General features: G+C 71.2%; 14 protein-coding genes. 6 read left to right on the top strand and 8 right to left on the bottom strand.

Annotated elements, in window-relative coordinates; genetic code table 11:
- The first annotated feature begins 83 nt into the window (after positions 1 to 83).
- Entirely contained in the window at positions 84 to 1,655 is a 1,572-nt protein-coding gene (locus tag OG892_RS29005) for a purple acid phosphatase family protein (RefSeq protein WP_371630671.1), read from the top strand.
- A 34-nt stretch (positions 1,656 to 1,689) separates the two neighbouring features.
- Here the strand turns inward: OG892_RS29005 and OG892_RS29000 are convergent, their stop codons facing one another.
- On the bottom strand, positions 1,690 to 1,818 hold the full coding sequence (locus tag OG892_RS29000; RefSeq protein ID WP_274535172.1) for a hypothetical protein: 129 nt from the start codon (positions 1,816 to 1,818) through the stop codon (positions 1,690 to 1,692).
- A gap of 252 nt (positions 1,819 to 2,070) precedes the next feature.
- Positions 2,071 to 2,949 (bottom strand): LysR family transcriptional regulator, encoded by an 879-nt coding sequence (locus OG892_RS28995; protein ID WP_371630670.1) that lies wholly within the window; start codon positions 2,947 to 2,949, stop codon positions 2,071 to 2,073.
- Positions 2,950 to 3,051: 102 nt separating this feature from the next.
- On the opposite strand from OG892_RS28995, the gene OG892_RS28990 reads away from it, so the two are divergent.
- From OG892_RS28990 to OG892_RS28975, 4 genes are all read left to right on the top strand, one after another.
- On the top strand, positions 3,052 to 4,074 hold the full coding sequence (locus OG892_RS28990; RefSeq protein ID WP_371630669.1) for an NADP-dependent oxidoreductase: 1,023 nt from the start codon (positions 3,052 to 3,054) through the stop codon (positions 4,072 to 4,074).
- A gap of 95 nt (positions 4,075 to 4,169) precedes the next feature.
- Entirely contained in the window at positions 4,170 to 4,742 is a 573-nt protein-coding gene (locus OG892_RS28985) for a CDP-alcohol phosphatidyltransferase family protein (protein ID WP_371630668.1), read from the top strand.
- Positions 4,739 to 5,599 carry a phosphatidate cytidylyltransferase gene (locus OG892_RS28980; RefSeq protein ID WP_073738674.1) on the top strand — a complete coding sequence of 287 codons (861 nt, stop codon included), beginning with the start codon at positions 4,739 to 4,741 and terminating at the stop codon, positions 5,597 to 5,599. The genes OG892_RS28985 and OG892_RS28980 overlap by 4 nt, the downstream gene beginning before the upstream one ends.
- Positions 5,599 to 6,804 (top strand): lysophospholipid acyltransferase family protein, encoded by a 1,206-nt coding sequence (locus OG892_RS28975; RefSeq protein WP_371630667.1) that lies wholly within the window; start codon positions 5,599 to 5,601, stop codon positions 6,802 to 6,804. Before OG892_RS28980 ends, OG892_RS28975 begins: the two co-directional genes overlap by 1 nt.
- Positions 6,805 to 6,894: 90 nt before the next feature.
- On the opposite strand, the gene pruA is transcribed toward OG892_RS28975, so the two are convergent.
- Both pruA and OG892_RS28965 read right to left on the bottom strand, forming a co-directional pair.
- On the bottom strand, positions 6,895 to 8,526 hold the full coding sequence (gene pruA / locus OG892_RS28970; RefSeq protein WP_073738673.1) for an L-glutamate gamma-semialdehyde dehydrogenase: 1,632 nt from the start codon (positions 8,524 to 8,526) through the stop codon (positions 6,895 to 6,897).
- Positions 8,527 to 8,564: 38 nt separating this feature from the next.
- Positions 8,565 to 9,491: a proline dehydrogenase family protein gene (locus OG892_RS28965; RefSeq protein WP_073738672.1), complete on the bottom strand. Its 927-nt coding sequence runs from the start codon at positions 9,489 to 9,491 to the stop codon at positions 8,565 to 8,567.
- 183 nt (positions 9,492 to 9,674) lie between these two features.
- Between OG892_RS28965 and OG892_RS28960 the strand changes: the two genes are divergently transcribed.
- Complete coding sequence (locus OG892_RS28960) at positions 9,675 to 10,817, top strand: CdaR family transcriptional regulator (RefSeq protein ID WP_073738671.1); 1,143 nt, start codon at positions 9,675 to 9,677, stop codon at positions 10,815 to 10,817.
- A gap of 464 nt (positions 10,818 to 11,281) precedes the next feature.
- Here the strand turns inward: OG892_RS28960 and OG892_RS28955 are convergent, their stop codons facing one another.
- The 4 genes from OG892_RS28955 to ilvN all read right to left on the bottom strand — a co-directional run bounded on the left by OG892_RS28955 (position 11,282) and on the right by ilvN (position 15,444).
- Positions 11,282 to 11,872, bottom strand: a complete 591-nt coding sequence (locus OG892_RS28955; protein WP_371630666.1) for a TetR/AcrR family transcriptional regulator — start codon at positions 11,870 to 11,872, stop codon at positions 11,282 to 11,284.
- 77 nt (positions 11,873 to 11,949) lie between these two features.
- Positions 11,950 to 13,542 (bottom strand): phosphoglycerate dehydrogenase, encoded by a 1,593-nt coding sequence (gene serA, locus OG892_RS28950; protein ID WP_328865312.1) that lies wholly within the window; start codon positions 13,540 to 13,542, stop codon positions 11,950 to 11,952.
- 274 nt (positions 13,543 to 13,816) lie between these two features.
- Positions 13,817 to 14,818 (bottom strand): ketol-acid reductoisomerase, encoded by a 1,002-nt coding sequence (ilvC, locus tag OG892_RS28945; RefSeq protein ID WP_073738668.1) that lies wholly within the window; start codon positions 14,816 to 14,818, stop codon positions 13,817 to 13,819.
- A 98-nt stretch (positions 14,819 to 14,916) separates the two neighbouring features.
- Positions 14,917 to 15,444 (bottom strand): acetolactate synthase small subunit, encoded by a 528-nt coding sequence (gene ilvN, locus OG892_RS28940; protein WP_073738667.1) that lies wholly within the window; start codon positions 15,442 to 15,444, stop codon positions 14,917 to 14,919.
- Positions 15,445 to 15,453: the final 9 nt, after the last annotated feature.

The raw sequence follows: 15,453 nt of genomic DNA, 5'->3' as shown, positions 1-15,453 counted from the left end.
CATACGGACACATGGGACGTTGTACGTGTACCGTTCACCCATCCGACAGGGTGCCGTCAGGCGGCGGGCGGAGGTTGTCGCCCATGGACATCCCCCGCTTCGGAATCCCCGAGAAGCTCGCCGACCGCATGAGCATGGCCGAGCAGCACGACTACCTGCGCAGCCGACTGACCCGTCGCGGTGTGCTGCGCACGAGCGTGGCGACCGCCGCCGTCGCCGGCGCGGGTCTCGGCACCTCCCTCACCGCCTCCCCCGCGTACGCCGCGCCGACGGTGCTCACCTCGCACAGCACGACCCGGGTGGACGGCTCGCTGGTCGCCCCGTTCGGCCGTCACCTGGCCTACGGAGCCGACCCGAGGACGCAGATGGCGGTCTCCTGGCAGGTCCCGTTCGCCGTGCGCCGCCCGTACATCCGGATCGGCCTCAAGCCGTGGGCGCTGAGCCGGAAGATCGACGCAGAGGTGCGCCACCTCACCACGCCCCGGCTGAACGACGGCAAGATCGCGGCCGCCGAGCAGTTCTACGTACACGCGGGCCTGGAGCGGCTGAAGCCCGGCACGACGTACTACTACGGTGTCGGCCACGACGGCTTCGACCCGGCCGACACCCGCAACCTGGGCACGCTCGGCACCTTCACCACCGCGCCCTCGCGCGCCGGGAACTTCACCTTCACCGCCTTCGGCGACCAGGGCGTCAGCTACCACGCGCTCGGCAACGACCAGCTGATCCTGGGCCAGAACCCCGCCTTCCACCTGCACGCGGGCGATATCTGCTACGCCGACCCCTCGGGCTCCGGCCAGAGCAGCGACACCTACGACGCCCGCACCTGGGACCAGTTCCTGGCGCAGACGGAGACCGTCTCCAAGACCGTGCCGTGGATGGTGACCACCGGCAACCACGACATGGAGGCCTGGTACTCGCCGGACGGCTACGGCGGCCAGAACGCCCGCTGGACGCTGCCCGACAACGGGCCCGACCCGGTGAACCAGCCGGGCGCCTACTCCTTCGTGCACGGCAACGTGGGCGTGATCGCGCTCGACGCCAACGACGTCTCCTACGAGATCCCCGCCAACTTCGGCATCAGCGGCGGCAAGCAGACGCGCTGGCTGGACCGGCGCCTGGGCGAACTGCGGGCCCGCCACGACATCGACTTCCTGGTGGTCTTCTTCCACCACTGCGCCTTCTCCACGACCAACGCGCACGCCTCTGACGGCGGGGTACGGGACGCCTGGGTGCCGCTCTTCGAGAAGCACCAGGTGGACCTGGTCATCAACGGGCACAACCACGTCTACGAGCGCACCGACGCGATCCTCAAGAACACCGTCAAGCGCAAGGTGCCGATCGGCGAGCGCACCAACCCGAAGCGGGACGGCATCGTGTACGTCACCGCGGGCGGCGCGGGCAAGGCGCTGTACGACTTCCCGGCACCGGACAGCTACGAGGGACACGTCACGGACCTGGAGAGCGTGAACACGTACCACGTGGTCAAGGGCGGCGGAAAGGCCACCGAGACCGTCGAGTGGTCCCGGGTGCGCTACACCGGCTTCTCGTTCCTCGCGGTGGAGGTGGAGGCCGGGCGGCACGCCCGGATGAAGGTCACCGCGCTCGCCGAGTCCGGCGAGCGCATCGACCACTTCGAGATCAGCCGGGGCTGATCAGCAGGTCACGGCCGGGCCCCGGCGGGCCCGGTCAGTGACCGGTGGAGCCGCCGTTGTCCCTGCGGTCAAGGGCACGCTGGAGGGCGGCGGCGGCGTTCCGGCGCTCCGACTCGGTCGGGCGGTGGGCGTGACGGACGCGGCGGACAGTGGTCTCGGCCATGGTGGATCGACTCCTTGAGATCGCGAGGATTTCGAGATCGAACTTCGTGAACGGTGATTTCGAGATCGTTGATTTCGAGGCGCCGGAAGGGGCGGGAGCGGATGCCGCAGGGGTTACCTGCATCGGGGCACGCACTCACAACGCCAGTCGCTGGTTCCAGCGAGACGTTCGGCTCCTACAAAGCTAGGGCAGCCGGGCCGTTCTGTCTCCACAATTACTCGGACTTCCTACTATCTGAGACGGGGGTTCGGCTCAGCCGGCCCGCAGCTCCCGGATGAGAGCCCGGACGGCGAGCGATCGTGCCAGCTCAGGGGTAGTGACGTAGCCCACGGAGCGGGTCGGGCGCTCCGGTCCGAGAGCGGTGATCGCCACCGTGTCCGGTGCTCCTTCGAGGGACAGTCCGGGCATGATCGCCATGCCGAGACCACGGGACACCATCGAGAGCACCGCTCCGTCGTCCTCGGCCTCCATCGTCGCGCGCGGGATCCAGTCCTGCGCGGACCACCAGTCGCGGGTGTAGGACGTGCAGCTCTCCGCCCAGTCGAGCAGCGGGAGCGTCCGCGGCGCCGGATGCCCTGCCGGGTGCACGAGGGCGTACTCCTCCTCCAGCAGCACTCCCCCGACCAGTTCCCCGGGGATCGGGGAGCCGGCCCCGATCGTCGCGATCCCCAGATCGGCCCGCCCGTCCAGCACCTCGCCCGCCGTGCCCCGTCCCAGCTCCCGCACCACCCGCACCACCGGCTCGATCCCCGGGTGGCGGGCCCTGAGCCGCTCCAGGGCGGGCGGCAGCAGATGCAGGGCGGCGCTGCGGAACGCGACGATCCGCAGCGGGCCGGCCACCGCGGCGCCCCCCTCGGTAGCGGCCGCCGCTCCCCGCACCTCGGCACCCATCAGCTCCAGCAGCCGCAGGACGCGACGGGCGTACGCCACCGCGGTCACGCCCGCCGGGGTGGGCACGGCGCCCTTGCGGCCGCGGTCGAAGAGCACCGCCCCGATCCTGCTCTCGCAGGTGCGGACGGCGTGGGAGACGGCGGACTGCGTCATACCCAGTCTCGCCGCGGCTCCGGAGAAACTTCCGGTGCTCTCGACCGCGGCAATGATCCGCAGCTCGTGCGGGGTCAGATCGGTCATCGCGCGGGGCCCCCTGGTTGCATGAACGCCATTCATGGAAAAGGCGTTTCCATCGACGCAACCCACTGCCCGGCCGATCGATTCCTTCCTACGGTCGTGCCCATGACGACGACCCGCACGGCCCGCACGTTCCAGCTGACCGCCCGCCCCTCCGGGTTCCCCACCCCGGACCTCTTCTCCCTGGTCGACTCGCCGGTCCCCGTACCCGGCCCCGGGCAGGCGCTGGTGGAGAACATCCAGCTCTCCGTCGACCCGTACCACCGCGAGGAGATGGACACCGGATGGGAGCTGAACACCCCGCTGGAGGGCCGCGCGACCGGCCGGGTCGTCGCCTCCCGTGACCCCGGCCTGGCCGAGGGCGATCTCGTCTTCCACCGGCACGGCTGGCGCACCCACGCCCTGGTCACGGCCGGTGTCTTCGGCACCCGCAAGCTCCCTTCGTACGACGGGGTGCCACTGGCCGCTCACCTCTCGGTCCTCGGCGGCACGGGGCTGACCGCCTATGTCGCCCTTACCCGCACCCTGGAGTTCCGGGCGGGCCAGGACCTGTTCGTCTCGGCCGCCGCGGGCGGGGTCGGCACCGCCACGGGCCGCATCGCCCGGCTGCTGGGTGCCGGGCGGATCATCGGCAGCACGGGATCGGCCGCGAAGGCCGCCCGGCTCACGGCGGATCTCGGCTTCGACGCGGCCTTCGACTACCACGACGGGCCGGTCGCCGAGCTGCTGGCGAAGGCGGCACCGGACGGGATCGACGCCGCCGTGGACAGCGTGGGCGGAGACCATCTTTCGGGCGCCATCTCGGTGCTGCGGGAGCACGGCCGGATCGCCTGGGTCGGCGCCATCGCCCAGTACCACTCGGCCGCCCGGCCGCCCGCCGCCCCGCGCAACCTCTACGACGTGGTCGAGAAGAGCCTGCGTCTCGAAGGCGTCCTGGTCCGCAACCACCGCGACGCGCAGGGCGAGTTGGAGGAGCTCCTGGTACCGCATCTGCAGAGCGGCCGGATCACCCCGGACATCACGGTCGTCGACGGGATCGAACGGACCGTGGACGGTTTCCTCGGCATGCTGCGCGGCGAGAACACCGGCAAGATGCTGATCCGTCTGTCGGACCGGCCCGGCGACTGAGGCGGCAACATCCGCCCGCACCCATCACGTACTCAGCCCGCACATGAGTACGCACGCCGTGTCGAAGTGACGTGCGACGCACAACAGTTGAACCCATGAACGGCCTCTACGCTCTGAAGCCCTGGTACGCGAACCGGCTCTCCGGTGTCCGTGCCTCGCTGGTCCACCACGAGGTGTCGCCCGACACCGTCACCGCGGCCGGCGTCATCGCGGCGGCAGGCGCCGCCGCCGCACTGGCCTGGCTGCCCGCCGGCCCCGCCGCACTGCCGGTCGCCGTGCTGCTCGCGGCCCGGCTCGCCTTCGCCAACCTGGACGGGGCACTGGCCCGCGACACGGGCCGCACGACCCGGCGCGGCGCGGTCCTGAACGAGCTGGGCGACCGGGTCGCCGACCTCGTCGTGCTGGCCGGCTTCCTCACCCTCGCCCCGCTGTGGCTGGTGGCCCTCACCGGCCTCGCGGCCACCCTGCCGTCCTGGGTGTCGCTGGCCGGGGCGGCGGCGGGAGCACTCCGGCGCAACGGCGGCCCGGTCGGCAAGACCGAACGCTGCCTGCTCGTCGTGGTCGCCGCAGCGAGCGGCTGGGCCGTGCCCGTCCTGACCGTGATCGCGGCCGGTTCGCTGCTCACCGCCGGGCTCCGGCTGGCCGGCCTGTGGCGGGAGACGGCATGAGCGCCGTACTGATCGCGGAGGAGGCGGCGGCGCGCGCCGTGCCGCTGGTCGCGGGCGTGCTCGGCGCGGGCGGCGCGGCCGTCGCCGTCCTGCCCTCGAAACTGCGGATGCGGGCGGAGCTGCGCAGGCGGTGGCGGACCTGGGCGCTGGTCGCACCCGTCTTCCTCGGGTCCTACCTGCTGGGCGGCGGCGGTACGTACGCGCTGGCCGCCGGGCTCGGAGTGGTCGCGGCGAGCGAGTTCGTCCGGATGGCGGGGCTGCGGCGCGGTGACCACGTGGTGCTGGTGGCCGCCGCGCTCGTGCTGCCCGCGCTGGCCTGGCTCGCGCCCCACCTCCTGGACCTGCGGGCGGCGGCGCTGCTGCCGGTCGCCGCCGCGCTGCCCTCGGTGCTGGGCGGGGACGACCGGACCGGATTCACCCGCAGCGCCCGTACCGCCTTCGGGCTGCTGTGGATCCCGGTCGCGCTGACCGGCCTGGTGACGCTCGGCGCGACCGCGGTCACCGTGGGCCTCGCGGTGGCGCTCGGCGATGTCGGCGCCTGGTGCGGCGGTACGGCACTGGGCCGGCGCGGTCCGCTCGCCCGGCCGCTGTCGCCGCTCTCCCCCAACAAGACCTGGGCGGGCGTCCTCGGCGCGGCCGCCGCGACGGCCGGACTCCTGCTCGTACTGGGCGGGTTCAGCCTGCCGCTGTGGGCGGCGGTGACCGGCGGCTGCGTCCTGGGCGACCTGGTCGAATCCATGGTCAAACGCGAGTCGGGGGTGAAGGACGCGGGCAGCTGGCTGCCCGGTTTCGGCGGCCTCCTCGACCGGATCGACTCCCTGCTCGTGGCCCTTCTCCTGGCGACGGTGATGACCTGATGAACACCCTCACGCGCACGCCCGCACAGGCCGTGCTCCCGGTACGCTCCCGATGCACCGCCGTGCTGAGGCGCGCTCTGTGGTGGACCGTCCTCAGCCTCACCGGCGGGGTCGAGCGGCGCGGCCGGCTGCCCAGGGGCGGCTGTGTGGTGGTCGCCAACCACTCCTCGCACGCCGATACGGCCGCCCTCCTCGCGGCGCTCGACGCCCGGCACGGCCCGGCGATCGGGGCGGCGGCGGACTACTGGTTCGCCTCCCCGTGGCGGCGCCGGATCTGCCGCAGGCTGGCAGCCGGGTTCCCGGTGCGGCGGGGCGGCGGCGGGATGGACGATCTGCTCTCCATGGCCGGTGAACTGCGCGGGGGCCGGGCGGTCGTGCTGTTCCCCGAGGGCACCCGGGCCAGGGACGGCGAGATGGGCTCCTTCCACCGGGGTGCACTGGTGCTGGCCGAGGAGGCGGGGGTGCCGGTCGTGCCGGTGGGGATCGCCGGCACGGACCGGCTGCTGCCCAAGCACGGGCGGCTGCGCTCCTCGCTGGTACGGGTGACGGTCGGCGAACCACTGGCGCCGGCGGTCACCCCGGAGCAGGCCCGTGACGCGGTGCGGGCGCTGCAGAGCCGGACGGCGACGGAGCCGCTGCGGGACTCGGTGACCCGGCGGCGGGTGGCGGCCGTGGTCACCTCGCGGTGGGGGCTGCCGCTGGCGTTCTGCTGGGCGTTCGCGGAGGCGCTGAGCTGGCCGCTGATGCCGGAGCTGCTGCTGGGCGCGGTGTGCGTGGCGGCGCCCCGGGCGGCGCTGAAGATGTCGCTGGGCGCGCTCGCGGGCAGCCTGGCCGGTGGCCTTCTCGCCCTGCAACTGGCCTCGGCCGGGGTCCAGTTGCCCGCGCCGCTGACCACGGACCGGATGCGCGCGGAGGTCCGGCACGAACTGGCGCTGGAGGGTGCGTCCGCGGTGCGCCACCAGCCGTGGAACGGCGTCCCGTTCAAGGTGTACGGCGCGGAGGCCGGGCGCGCCGGGGTCCCGGCGGCCGAGTGGCTCGGCGCGTCCGCGGCGGCCCGCGGCTCGCGCACGCTCACGGTCGGCCTCGGCCTCGCCGGGTTCGGGCTGCTGCTGCGCCGCCACCGCCGCCACTACGGCCGCTTCCTGGTCCTGCTGGGCGGCGGGTTCGCGGTGGGGCTCTCGCTGATCGTGCACGGCTGGAGCTGAACCCGGCCCGGCCGACATGGAAACCGCCTCCCGGCCGGCAGGGGAACCGGTCGGGAGGCGGAGTTCGTGGCGGGGCGGAGCCCCTGGGCGTCAGCCCTGGTGCGGGTAGGTGTACTCGGTCGGCGGGACCAGCGTCTCCTTGATGGCCCGGGTCAGGGTCCAGCGCTGGAGGTTCTGCGGGGCGCCCGCCTTGTCGTTCGTACCCGAGGCACGGCCACCGCCGAAGGGCTGCTGGCCGACGACGGCACCGGTCGACTTGTCGTTGATGTAGAAGTTGCCCGCGGCGTACCGCAGCTTCTCCATCGTGGCCGCGGCCGCGGCGCGGTCGCCCGCGATGACGGAACCGGTCAGCGCGTAGTCGGAGACCGACTCCATCTGCTCCAGCATCGCGTCGTACTTCTCGTCCTCGTAGACGTGCACGGCGAGGATCGGGCCGAAGTACTCGGTCGTGAAGACCTCGTTCTCGGGGTCGCTGCACTCGATGACGGTCGGGCGGACGAAGTAGCCCACCGAGTCGTCGTACGTGCCGCCCGCGATGATCGTGCACGCCGGGTCGGCCGCGGCGCGGTCGATGGCGGCCTTGTTCTTCGCGAACGAGCGGTCGTCGATGACGGCGCCCATGAAGTGCGACAGGTCCGTGACGTCGCCCATGGTGATGGAGTCGACCTCGGCCGCGAACTTCTCCTTGAAACCGGAGTTCCAGATGGAGGCCGGGACGTACGCCCGCGAGGACGCGGAGCACTTCTGGCCCTGGTACTCGAAGGAGCCGCGGGTCAGCGCGGTCTTCAGGATCGCCTGGTCTGCCGACGGGTGCGCGACGACGAAGTCCTTGCCGCCGGTCTCACCGACGAGCCGCGGGTAGGTGCGGTAGTTGGCGATGTTGTTGCCGACCGTCTTCCACAGGTGCTGGAAGGTGGGGGTCGAGCCGGTGAAGTGGATACCGGCCAGGTCGCGGTGGTTCAGGGCCACCTCGGAGACGGCGATGCCGTCGCCCGTCACCAGGTTGATGACGCCCTTGGGGAGACCGGCCTCCTCCAGGAGCTGCATCAGCAGCACGGCGGCGTGGGTCTGCGTCGGGGACGGCTTCCACACCACGACGTTGCCCATGAGGGCGGGGGCGGTGGGCAGGTTGCCCGCGATCGCCGAGAAGTTGAACGGCGTGATCGCGTAGACGAAGCCCTCCAGCGGGCGGTGGTCCATGCGGTTCCACACGCCCGGGGAGTTCGCCGGGGGCTGCTCGGCCAGGATCTGGCGCGCGTAGTGCACGTTGAAGCGCCAGAAGTCGACGAGCTCACAGGGGCAGTCGATCTCGGCCTGCTGGGCGGTCTTGCCCTGGCCGAGCATCGTCGAGGCGGCCAGCGTCTCGCGCCAGGGGCCGGAGAGCAGCTCGGCGGCGCGCAGGATGATGGCCGCGCGGTCGTCGAAGGACATCGCGCGCCAGGCCGGAGCGGCGGCGAGGGCGGCGTCGACCGCGTCCTTCGCGTCCTGCTCCGTGGCGCCCGCGAAGGTCCCGATGACGGCCTTGTGGTTGTGGGGCTGCACGACGTCGAAGCGCTCGCCGCCGCCCATCCGCTTCTCGCCGCCGATGGTCATCGGCAGGTCGATCGGGTTCTGGCTGAGCTCCTTGAGCTTGGCCTCCAGGCGGGCGCGCTCCGGGGAGCCCGGGGCGTAGGAGTGAACCGGCTCGTTGACCGGCGCGGGGACCTGGGTCACAGCGTCCATGAGTTCCGTTGCTCCTTAGGTAGGGAGGGGGAGGGGGCTCAGCCCTTGGTGAGGATGGAGCGGCCGAAGAACAGCAGGTTGGCCGGCTTCTCCGCGAGGCGGCGCATGAAGTAGCCGTACCAGTCGGTGCCGTATGCGGTGTAGACGCGCATCCGGTGGCCCTCGGCCGCGAGCCGGATGTGCTCCTCGCTGCGGATGCCGTACAGCATCTGGAACTCGTACTCGTCCAGCTTGCGCCCGGCCTTGCGGCCCAGCTCCTGGGCGATGGCTATCAGACGCGGGTCGTGGGACCCGATCATCGGGTAGCCCTCGCCGTCCATCAGCGTCCGCAGGATGCGGACGTACGCCTTGTCGATCTCGGCCTTCTCCTGGTACGCGACGGAGGCGGGCTCCTTGTAGGCGCCCTTCACGATGCGTACCCGGCTGCCCGCGGCGGCGAGGCGGCGCGCGTCCTCCTCGGTACGGAAGAGGTAGGCCTGGATGACGCATCCGGTCTGCGGGTAGTCCTTCCGCAGCTCCTCGTGGATGGCGAACATCGAGTCGAGGGTGGTGTGGTCCTCGGCGTCCAGGGTGACCGTGGTGCCGATCTCGGCGGCGGCCTCGACGACCGGGCGGACGTTGGCGAGCGCCAGCTCGTGGCCCCCGTCCAGCGCCTGGCCGAACATGGAGAGCTTCACGGACATCTCGGCCTTCGTGCCCAGACCGAGGTCCTTCAGCCGGCCGACCAGCTCCAGGTACGCGTCGCGGGCGGCGGCGGCCTGCTCGGGCGTGGTGATGTCCTCACCGACCACGTCCATGGTGACTTCGAGGCCCTTGCCTGCGGCGTCCTCGATGATCGGGACGACCTGCTCGACCGTCTCACCGGCGATGAACCGGCCGACGACCTGCTTGGTGCCCGGGGCTGCCGAGATGAAACGGCGCATCTTGTCGCTGCGTGACGCGGCGAGAATCACGGGACCCAGCACGGGGCACCTCCACGGAAAGTACGGACGAAAGCCGTACCGCTGCTCTATGACGAACATAAGCGGTACAGCACGGAGAACCACCGTCAAATCTATGGATCTCCCCGACGCCGGGCCATCGACAGCTGTCACGCATCCGTGCCCTGGATCTCAGACATATGTCTGAAGGGGTGCGAGAATGGCCGGGTGAAGGGCGATTACCAGGAGCTGGTCGACGAGATCTCCGGGCTGCTCGGCGCCCCCGCGACGCTGGAGAACCGGGACTTCGGCCTGGTCGCCTTCGGCGCCCACGACAGCGACGACGACACGGCGATGGACCCGGTCCGCACCCGCTCGATCCTGACCCGCCGCTCCACCCCGGCGGTCCGCGCCTGGTTCGAGAACTTCGGCATCACCCACGCCACCGGCCCCGTCCGCATCCCGGCCGCCCCGGAGGCCGGCGTCAACCGGGACCGGATCTGCCTTCCGGTACGCCATCGGGGTGTGGTCCTCGGCTACGTATGGCTGCTGGACGCCGACCCCGGGCCGACCGACCGGCAGCTGGACGCGGCGATGGAGGTGGCGGCCCGGATCGGCGCGCTGCTCTCCGACGAGGCGCGGGCGGGCACCGACCTGTCCCGAGAGTTCGGCGCGGTCATCACGGCGGCGCGCGGCTGGCAGCGCGAGATGGCGGTGGCCGCGCTCAGCGAGGCGCTCGGCCCGGACGCCGAGGGGCTGCACACCGTGGTGTGCGTGACCCCCTGGACGGAGGACCCGCCCTCGGCCCGCACGGTGCCGTCCACGGCGGCCCTGTCCGGCGCCCCGTCCGCCGACGCGGCGGGCACTCCGGCACTGGCCGCGCTGGTCAGGCTCCGCTCCCCCGAGGTCCTCGACCCGGCGCTCACCGCCGCCGACCGGCTGCGCGCCACCGCGGGCGCCACCGCCACCGCCGGAATCGCGGTGCCGCGCCGGGGCCTGGCGGAGCTGGCCGACGCCTGGGCCGAGGCGTCCGCCGCGAACCGGGCGGCAGCGGCGGAGACCCGGTTCGGCCCGGTCGCCCAGTGGTCGGCCATCGGCCCCTACCGCCTGCTGACCGCACTCGCCCCCGAGCAGCCACCCGACCCCACGGTCCGCCCGCTGCTCACTCCGGCGCACCGGGACCTGGCCCGCACCGCGGAGGTGTTCCTGGACTGCGCGGGCCAGGCGTCCCGGACCGCCGGTGAACTGGGCATCCACCGCCAGACGCTGTACTACCGGCTCTCCCGGGTCCAGCAGCTCACCGGCCTGGACCTGAACGACGGCGAGGACCGGCTGCTGCTGCACATGGCGCTGAAGGCGTCCAGGCTCTGAGGGGTGCGGGTGCTCCGCGTTGTGGGGTACGCCTGCCCGGTGGGTGGGGGTCCGGGGTCCCTCCGGGGCGTCTCCTCAAACGACGAACGTGCGGCGGGTCCGCATTGCGTACCCGGGTCTGTGTTCGTCGTCCTGCGGGGACTCCCCTGCACGCCCCCGAACCCGGCCGCCGCGCGTCTGCGACAGCAGCTCCGCCGGTGTGCAGACGCGACTGACGCAGGGGTGGGGACGTGCAGGGGAGTCCCCGCAGGAAATGGCGTACGACCCGGGTCCCTCACGTACCCGGGTGAACACGCCATTTCCGAGGAGACGCCCCGGAGGGGCACCACCCCCCACCCACCGGGCAGGCGCACCCCGCAACGCGGAGCACCCGCACCAAAGCCCGTCCGGCGATTGAGGACGGAACCCCGCGCCCCGGAGCGGGGCAATCCGCACGGGGCGCGGCGCCCCCACCCCGCCCCCGCCTACGCCCGTCCGGCCAGGACCGCCTTCAGGCCCTCCGTCAGGTCCCGCGCCGACGGGGCGCTGTCACGGTCCATCAGCCACTGGACCATGACACCGGCGAGCAGCGCCTGGCAGAAGAGGCCGGCCACCCGGGCCTTGTCCGGCTCCGCCTCGGGGTCGATGCCCAGCATGTTCTCGGCGAGTCCGTCGCGGCCCTCCCGCTGCGGGCCCGCGAGGGCCTTCTGCAGCTCGGGGTCGGAGTCGATCCGCGAGATGACCTCCATCTGGAGCTGCCAGACGGACCGGGTCTGCTCGTAGCTCCCGATCACCCGTTCCCAGGTCTCGTAGAACTGGTCGAGCGGGGCGGCCGGCACGTCGGCCGGGGCCTCGGGCCCGGTCTCGTCGTTCTCCTTGGTCAGCACGTCGCCCCAGTCCTCCGTCACCTTGATGAAGGCGAGGTTGAGCAGGGCCTCTTTGGAGCCGTAGTGGTAGCCGATGGAGGCGAGGTTCGTCCCGGAGGCGGCCACGATGTCGCGTGCCGTCGTCCGGGCGTACCCCTTCTCCAGCAGGCAGCGCTTGGCGCCTTCGAGCAGATCCTCACGATGTCCCATGACAGCAGCGTACCCGGCATGCAGACGTTCGTGTAAGACGCGCGTCTAGATGCCGGGTACGGGGGTTGCGGGACGGCTCAGTCCGTGAGGTTCACCGAGCGGGCCGAGGCCGCGCCGATCTCGGCCGAGATCTCGGTGAGGACCGACTGCGGGACGTCGTCGTCGACGGTGAGGACGACCAGCGCCTCGCCGCCCACATCTGCGCGCGAGACCTGCATGCCCGCGATGTTCAGACCGGCCTCACCGAGGATCTTGCCGACCGCGCCGACGACGCCGGGGCGGTCGTCGTACCGCAGGACGACCATGTGGTCGGCCAGCGCCAGGTCCACGTCGTGGTCGCCGATCGCGACGATCTTCTGGAGGTGCTTGGGACCGGCCAGCGTGCCGGACACCGCGATCTCCTCGCCACTGGAGAGCGTGCCGCGCACGGTGACCACGTTGCGGTGGTCGGGCGACTCGGAGCTGGTGGTGAGGCGGACCTCGACACCGCGCTCCTGCGCGAACAGCGGGGCGTTCACGTACGAGACGGTCTCGTCGACGACGTCCTCGAAGACGCCCTTGAGCGCGGAGAGTTCGAGCACCTTGACGTCGTGCTGGGTGATCTCGCCGTACACCTCGACGTCGAGGCGGGCCGCGACCTCGCCCGCGAGCGCGGTGAAGATCCGGCCGAGCTTCTCGGCGAGCGGCAGTCCGGGACGGACGTCCTCCGCGATCACGCCGCCCTGGACGTTGACCGCGTCCGGTACGAGCTCGCCGGCGAGCGCGAGGCGCACCGACTTGGCGACCGCGATGCCCGCCTTCTCCTGGGCCTCGTCGGTGGAGGCGCCGAGGTGCGGGGTGCAGACGACCTGGTCGAACTGGAACAGCGGGGAGTCCGTGCAGGGCTCCTTGGTGTACACGTCGAGGCCGGCGCCGGCGACGCGGCCCTCCTTGAGGGCGGAGGCGAGCGCCTCCTCGTCGACGATGCCACCGCGGGCGGCGTTGACGATCCGCACCGAGGGCTTCACCTTGTGCAGCGCCTCGTCACCGATCAGGCCGAGCGTCTCCGGGGTCTTGGGGAGGTGCACGGTGATGAAGTCGGAGACCTCGAGCAGCTCGTCCAGCGAGAGGAGCTTGACGCCCATCTGCGCGGCGCGCGCGGGCTGCACGTAGGGGTCGAACGCGACGATCTTCATGCCGAAGGCCGACATGCGCTGGGCGACCAGGACGCCGATGCGGCCGAGGCCGACGACACCGAGGGTCTTCTCGCTCAGCTCGACGCCGGTGTACTTGGAGCGCTTCCACTCGCCGTTCTTGAGGGCGGTGTTGGCCTGGGGGATGTGGCGCGCGGTGGCGACCAGCAGACCGCAGGCGAGCTCGGCGGCGGTGACGATGTTGGAGGTCGGCGCGTTCACGACCATCACACCGGCCTTGGTGGCCGAGGAGACATCGACGTTGTCCAGACCGACACCCGCGCGGGCGACGACCTTCAGCTTCTTCGCGGCGGCGATGGCCTCGGCGTCGACCTTGGTGGCGGAGCGCACCAGGATGGCGTCGACATCGACGATCGCGGGGAGAAGCTCGGCGCGGTCCGCGCCGTTGCAGTGCCGGATCTCGAAGTCCGGGCCCAGGGCGTCCACCGTGGCGGGCGACAGCTCTTCAGCGATGAGTACGACAGGTTTCGAGCTCACGTGAGTCCTCACAGGTCCAGTGCGGACGGCCGTCCCGACGGCCGCAGGCGGTGGAGGGGCTTGCCGCGTGGAAGACGCACGACACTGTGGGCCTGACGCGTGTATGTGTGAAGAAGTGTAGTCATGCGCGACGACGCATACTGCGCCCCGTTGGAAGGATCACCCACATGAGGCTGGACGACTTGTACACACGTACGACGCCGCCTCTTCCAGCGGTGAAGCAGGGCTGATGCCTCAGGGGCGGGTCCGGGAACCCGCCCCTGAGGCATCGGTGTTACGCGTCGTCGTCGTTGACCCAGCTCATGAGCTTGCGGAGCTCACGGCCCGTGGTCTCCAGCAGGTGATCGCTGTCGGCCTTCTTGTACTCGTTGTACTTGGGCAGACCGTTGTGGTACTCCGCCATCCAGGCCTTGGCGAAGGTGCCGTCCTGGATCTCGGCGAGGACCTTCTTCATCTCGGCCTTGGTGTCGGCCGTGATGATGCGCGGTCCGGTGACGTAGTCGCCCCACTCGGCGGTCTCCGAGATCGACCAGCGCATCTTGTCCAGGCCGCCCTCGTACATGAGGTCCACGATGAGCTTCAGCTCGTGCAGGCACTCGAAGTACGCGATCTCCGGCTGGTAGCCGGCCTCGGTCAGCGTCTCGAAACCGGCCTTCACCAGGGCGGCGGTGCCACCACAGAGAACAGCCTGCTCGCCGAAGAGGTCGGTCTCGGTCTCCTCGGTGAACGTGGTCTTGATGACGCCGGCGCGGGTGCCGCCGATGCCCTTGGCGTACGAGAGCGCCAGCTCCAGGCCCTTGCCCGTGGCGTCCTGCTCGACGGCCACGATGCACGGAACGCCGCGGCCCTCCTCGTACTGGCGGCGGACCAGGTGACCCGGACCCTTCGGGGCGACCATGCAGACGTCGACGTTGGCCGGCGGCTTGATGAAGTCGAAGCGGATGTTCAGGCCGTGGCCGAAGAACAGCGCGTCGCCGTCCTTGAGGTTGTCCTTGACGGACTCCTCGTAGACCTGGGCCTGGATCGGGTCCGGAACCAGGATCATGATGACGTCGGCCTCGGCGGACGCCTCGGCGGGGGTCACCACGCGCAGGCCCTGCTCCTCGGCCTTGGCCTTGGACTTGGAGCCCTCGTGCAGACCGACACGGACGTCGACACCCGAGTCGCGCAGCGACAGCGCGTGGGCGTGGCCCTGGCTGCCGTAACCGAGGACCGCGACCTTGCGGCCCTGGATGATGGACAGGTCGGCATCGTCGTCGTAGAACAGCTCGGCCACTGGGTCTTCTCCTTGGTGTGCAGGTGTTGCGTCCCACCGTACGGCGGGGTGCGTCAGTTACGTTTTCGGGTCTCGCCATACGAGCGGCGAGGCGGCGGCTACGCCGTGCGGTCGAGGGCGCGCAGCGACCGGTCGGTGATCGAGCGCGCGCCGCGGCCTATGGCGATGGTGCCGGACTGGACGAGTTCCTTGATGCCGTACTGCTCCAGCATCTTGAGCATCGCCTCCAGCTTGTCGGCTCCGCCGGTCGCCTCGATCGTGACGGCCTCCGGGGAGACGTCCACGGTCTTGGCGCGGAACAGCTGGACGATCTCGACGATCTGGGAACGGGTCTCGCTGTCGGCGCGGACCTTCACCAGGACGAGCTCGCGCTGGATCGCAGCGGCGGGCTCGAGTTCGACGATCTTCAGGACGTTGACCAGCTTGTTGAGCTGCTTGGTCACCTGCTCCAGGGGCAGGCCCTCGACATTGACCACAATGGTGATGCGGGAGATGTCGGGATGTTCGGTGGTACCGACCGCGAGCGAGTCGATGTTGAAGCCGCGGCGGGAGAACAGGGCGGTGATCCGGGCGAGGACACCGGGCTTGTTCTCGACCAGGACGGAGAGCGTGTGCTTGGTGGACATGAAGTCGGT

Source organism: Streptomyces sp. NBC_00341, assembly GCF_041435055.1.
In the GTDB taxonomy this organism is placed as follows: Bacteria; Actinomycetota; Actinomycetes; order Streptomycetales; family Streptomycetaceae; genus Streptomyces.
This window is presented reverse-complemented; position numbering and strand designations above follow the sequence as displayed.

What these genes read in the sequence shown, in the direction of transcription:
- OG892_RS29005 (WP_371630671.1), top strand. Translation starts at nt 84, where the DNA reads ATGGACATCCCCCGCTTCGGAATCCCCGAGAAGCTCGCCGACCGCATG.
- OG892_RS29000 (WP_274535172.1), bottom strand. Translation starts at nt 1,818, where the DNA reads ATGGCCGAGACCACTGTCCGCCGCGTCCGTCACGCCCACCGCCCGACC.
- OG892_RS28995 (WP_371630670.1), bottom strand. Translation starts at nt 2,949, where the DNA reads ATGACCGATCTGACCCCGCACGAGCTGCGGATCATTGCCGCGGTCGAG.
- OG892_RS28990 (WP_371630669.1), top strand. Translation starts at nt 3,052, where the DNA reads ATGACGACGACCCGCACGGCCCGCACGTTCCAGCTGACCGCCCGCCCC.
- OG892_RS28985 (WP_371630668.1), top strand. Translation starts at nt 4,170, where the DNA reads ATGAACGGCCTCTACGCTCTGAAGCCCTGGTACGCGAACCGGCTCTCC.
- OG892_RS28980 (WP_073738674.1), top strand. Translation starts at nt 4,739, where the DNA reads ATGAGCGCCGTACTGATCGCGGAGGAGGCGGCGGCGCGCGCCGTGCCG.
- OG892_RS28975 (WP_371630667.1), top strand. Translation starts at nt 5,599, where the DNA reads ATGAACACCCTCACGCGCACGCCCGCACAGGCCGTGCTCCCGGTACGC.
- pruA (WP_073738673.1), bottom strand. Translation starts at nt 8,526, where the DNA reads ATGGACGCTGTGACCCAGGTCCCCGCGCCGGTCAACGAGCCGGTTCAC.
- OG892_RS28955 (WP_371630666.1), bottom strand. Translation starts at nt 11,872, where the DNA reads ATGGGACATCGTGAGGATCTGCTCGAAGGCGCCAAGCGCTGCCTGCTG.
- ilvN (WP_073738667.1), bottom strand. Translation starts at nt 15,444, where the DNA reads ATGTCCACCAAGCACACGCTCTCCGTCCTGGTCGAGAACAAGCCCGGT.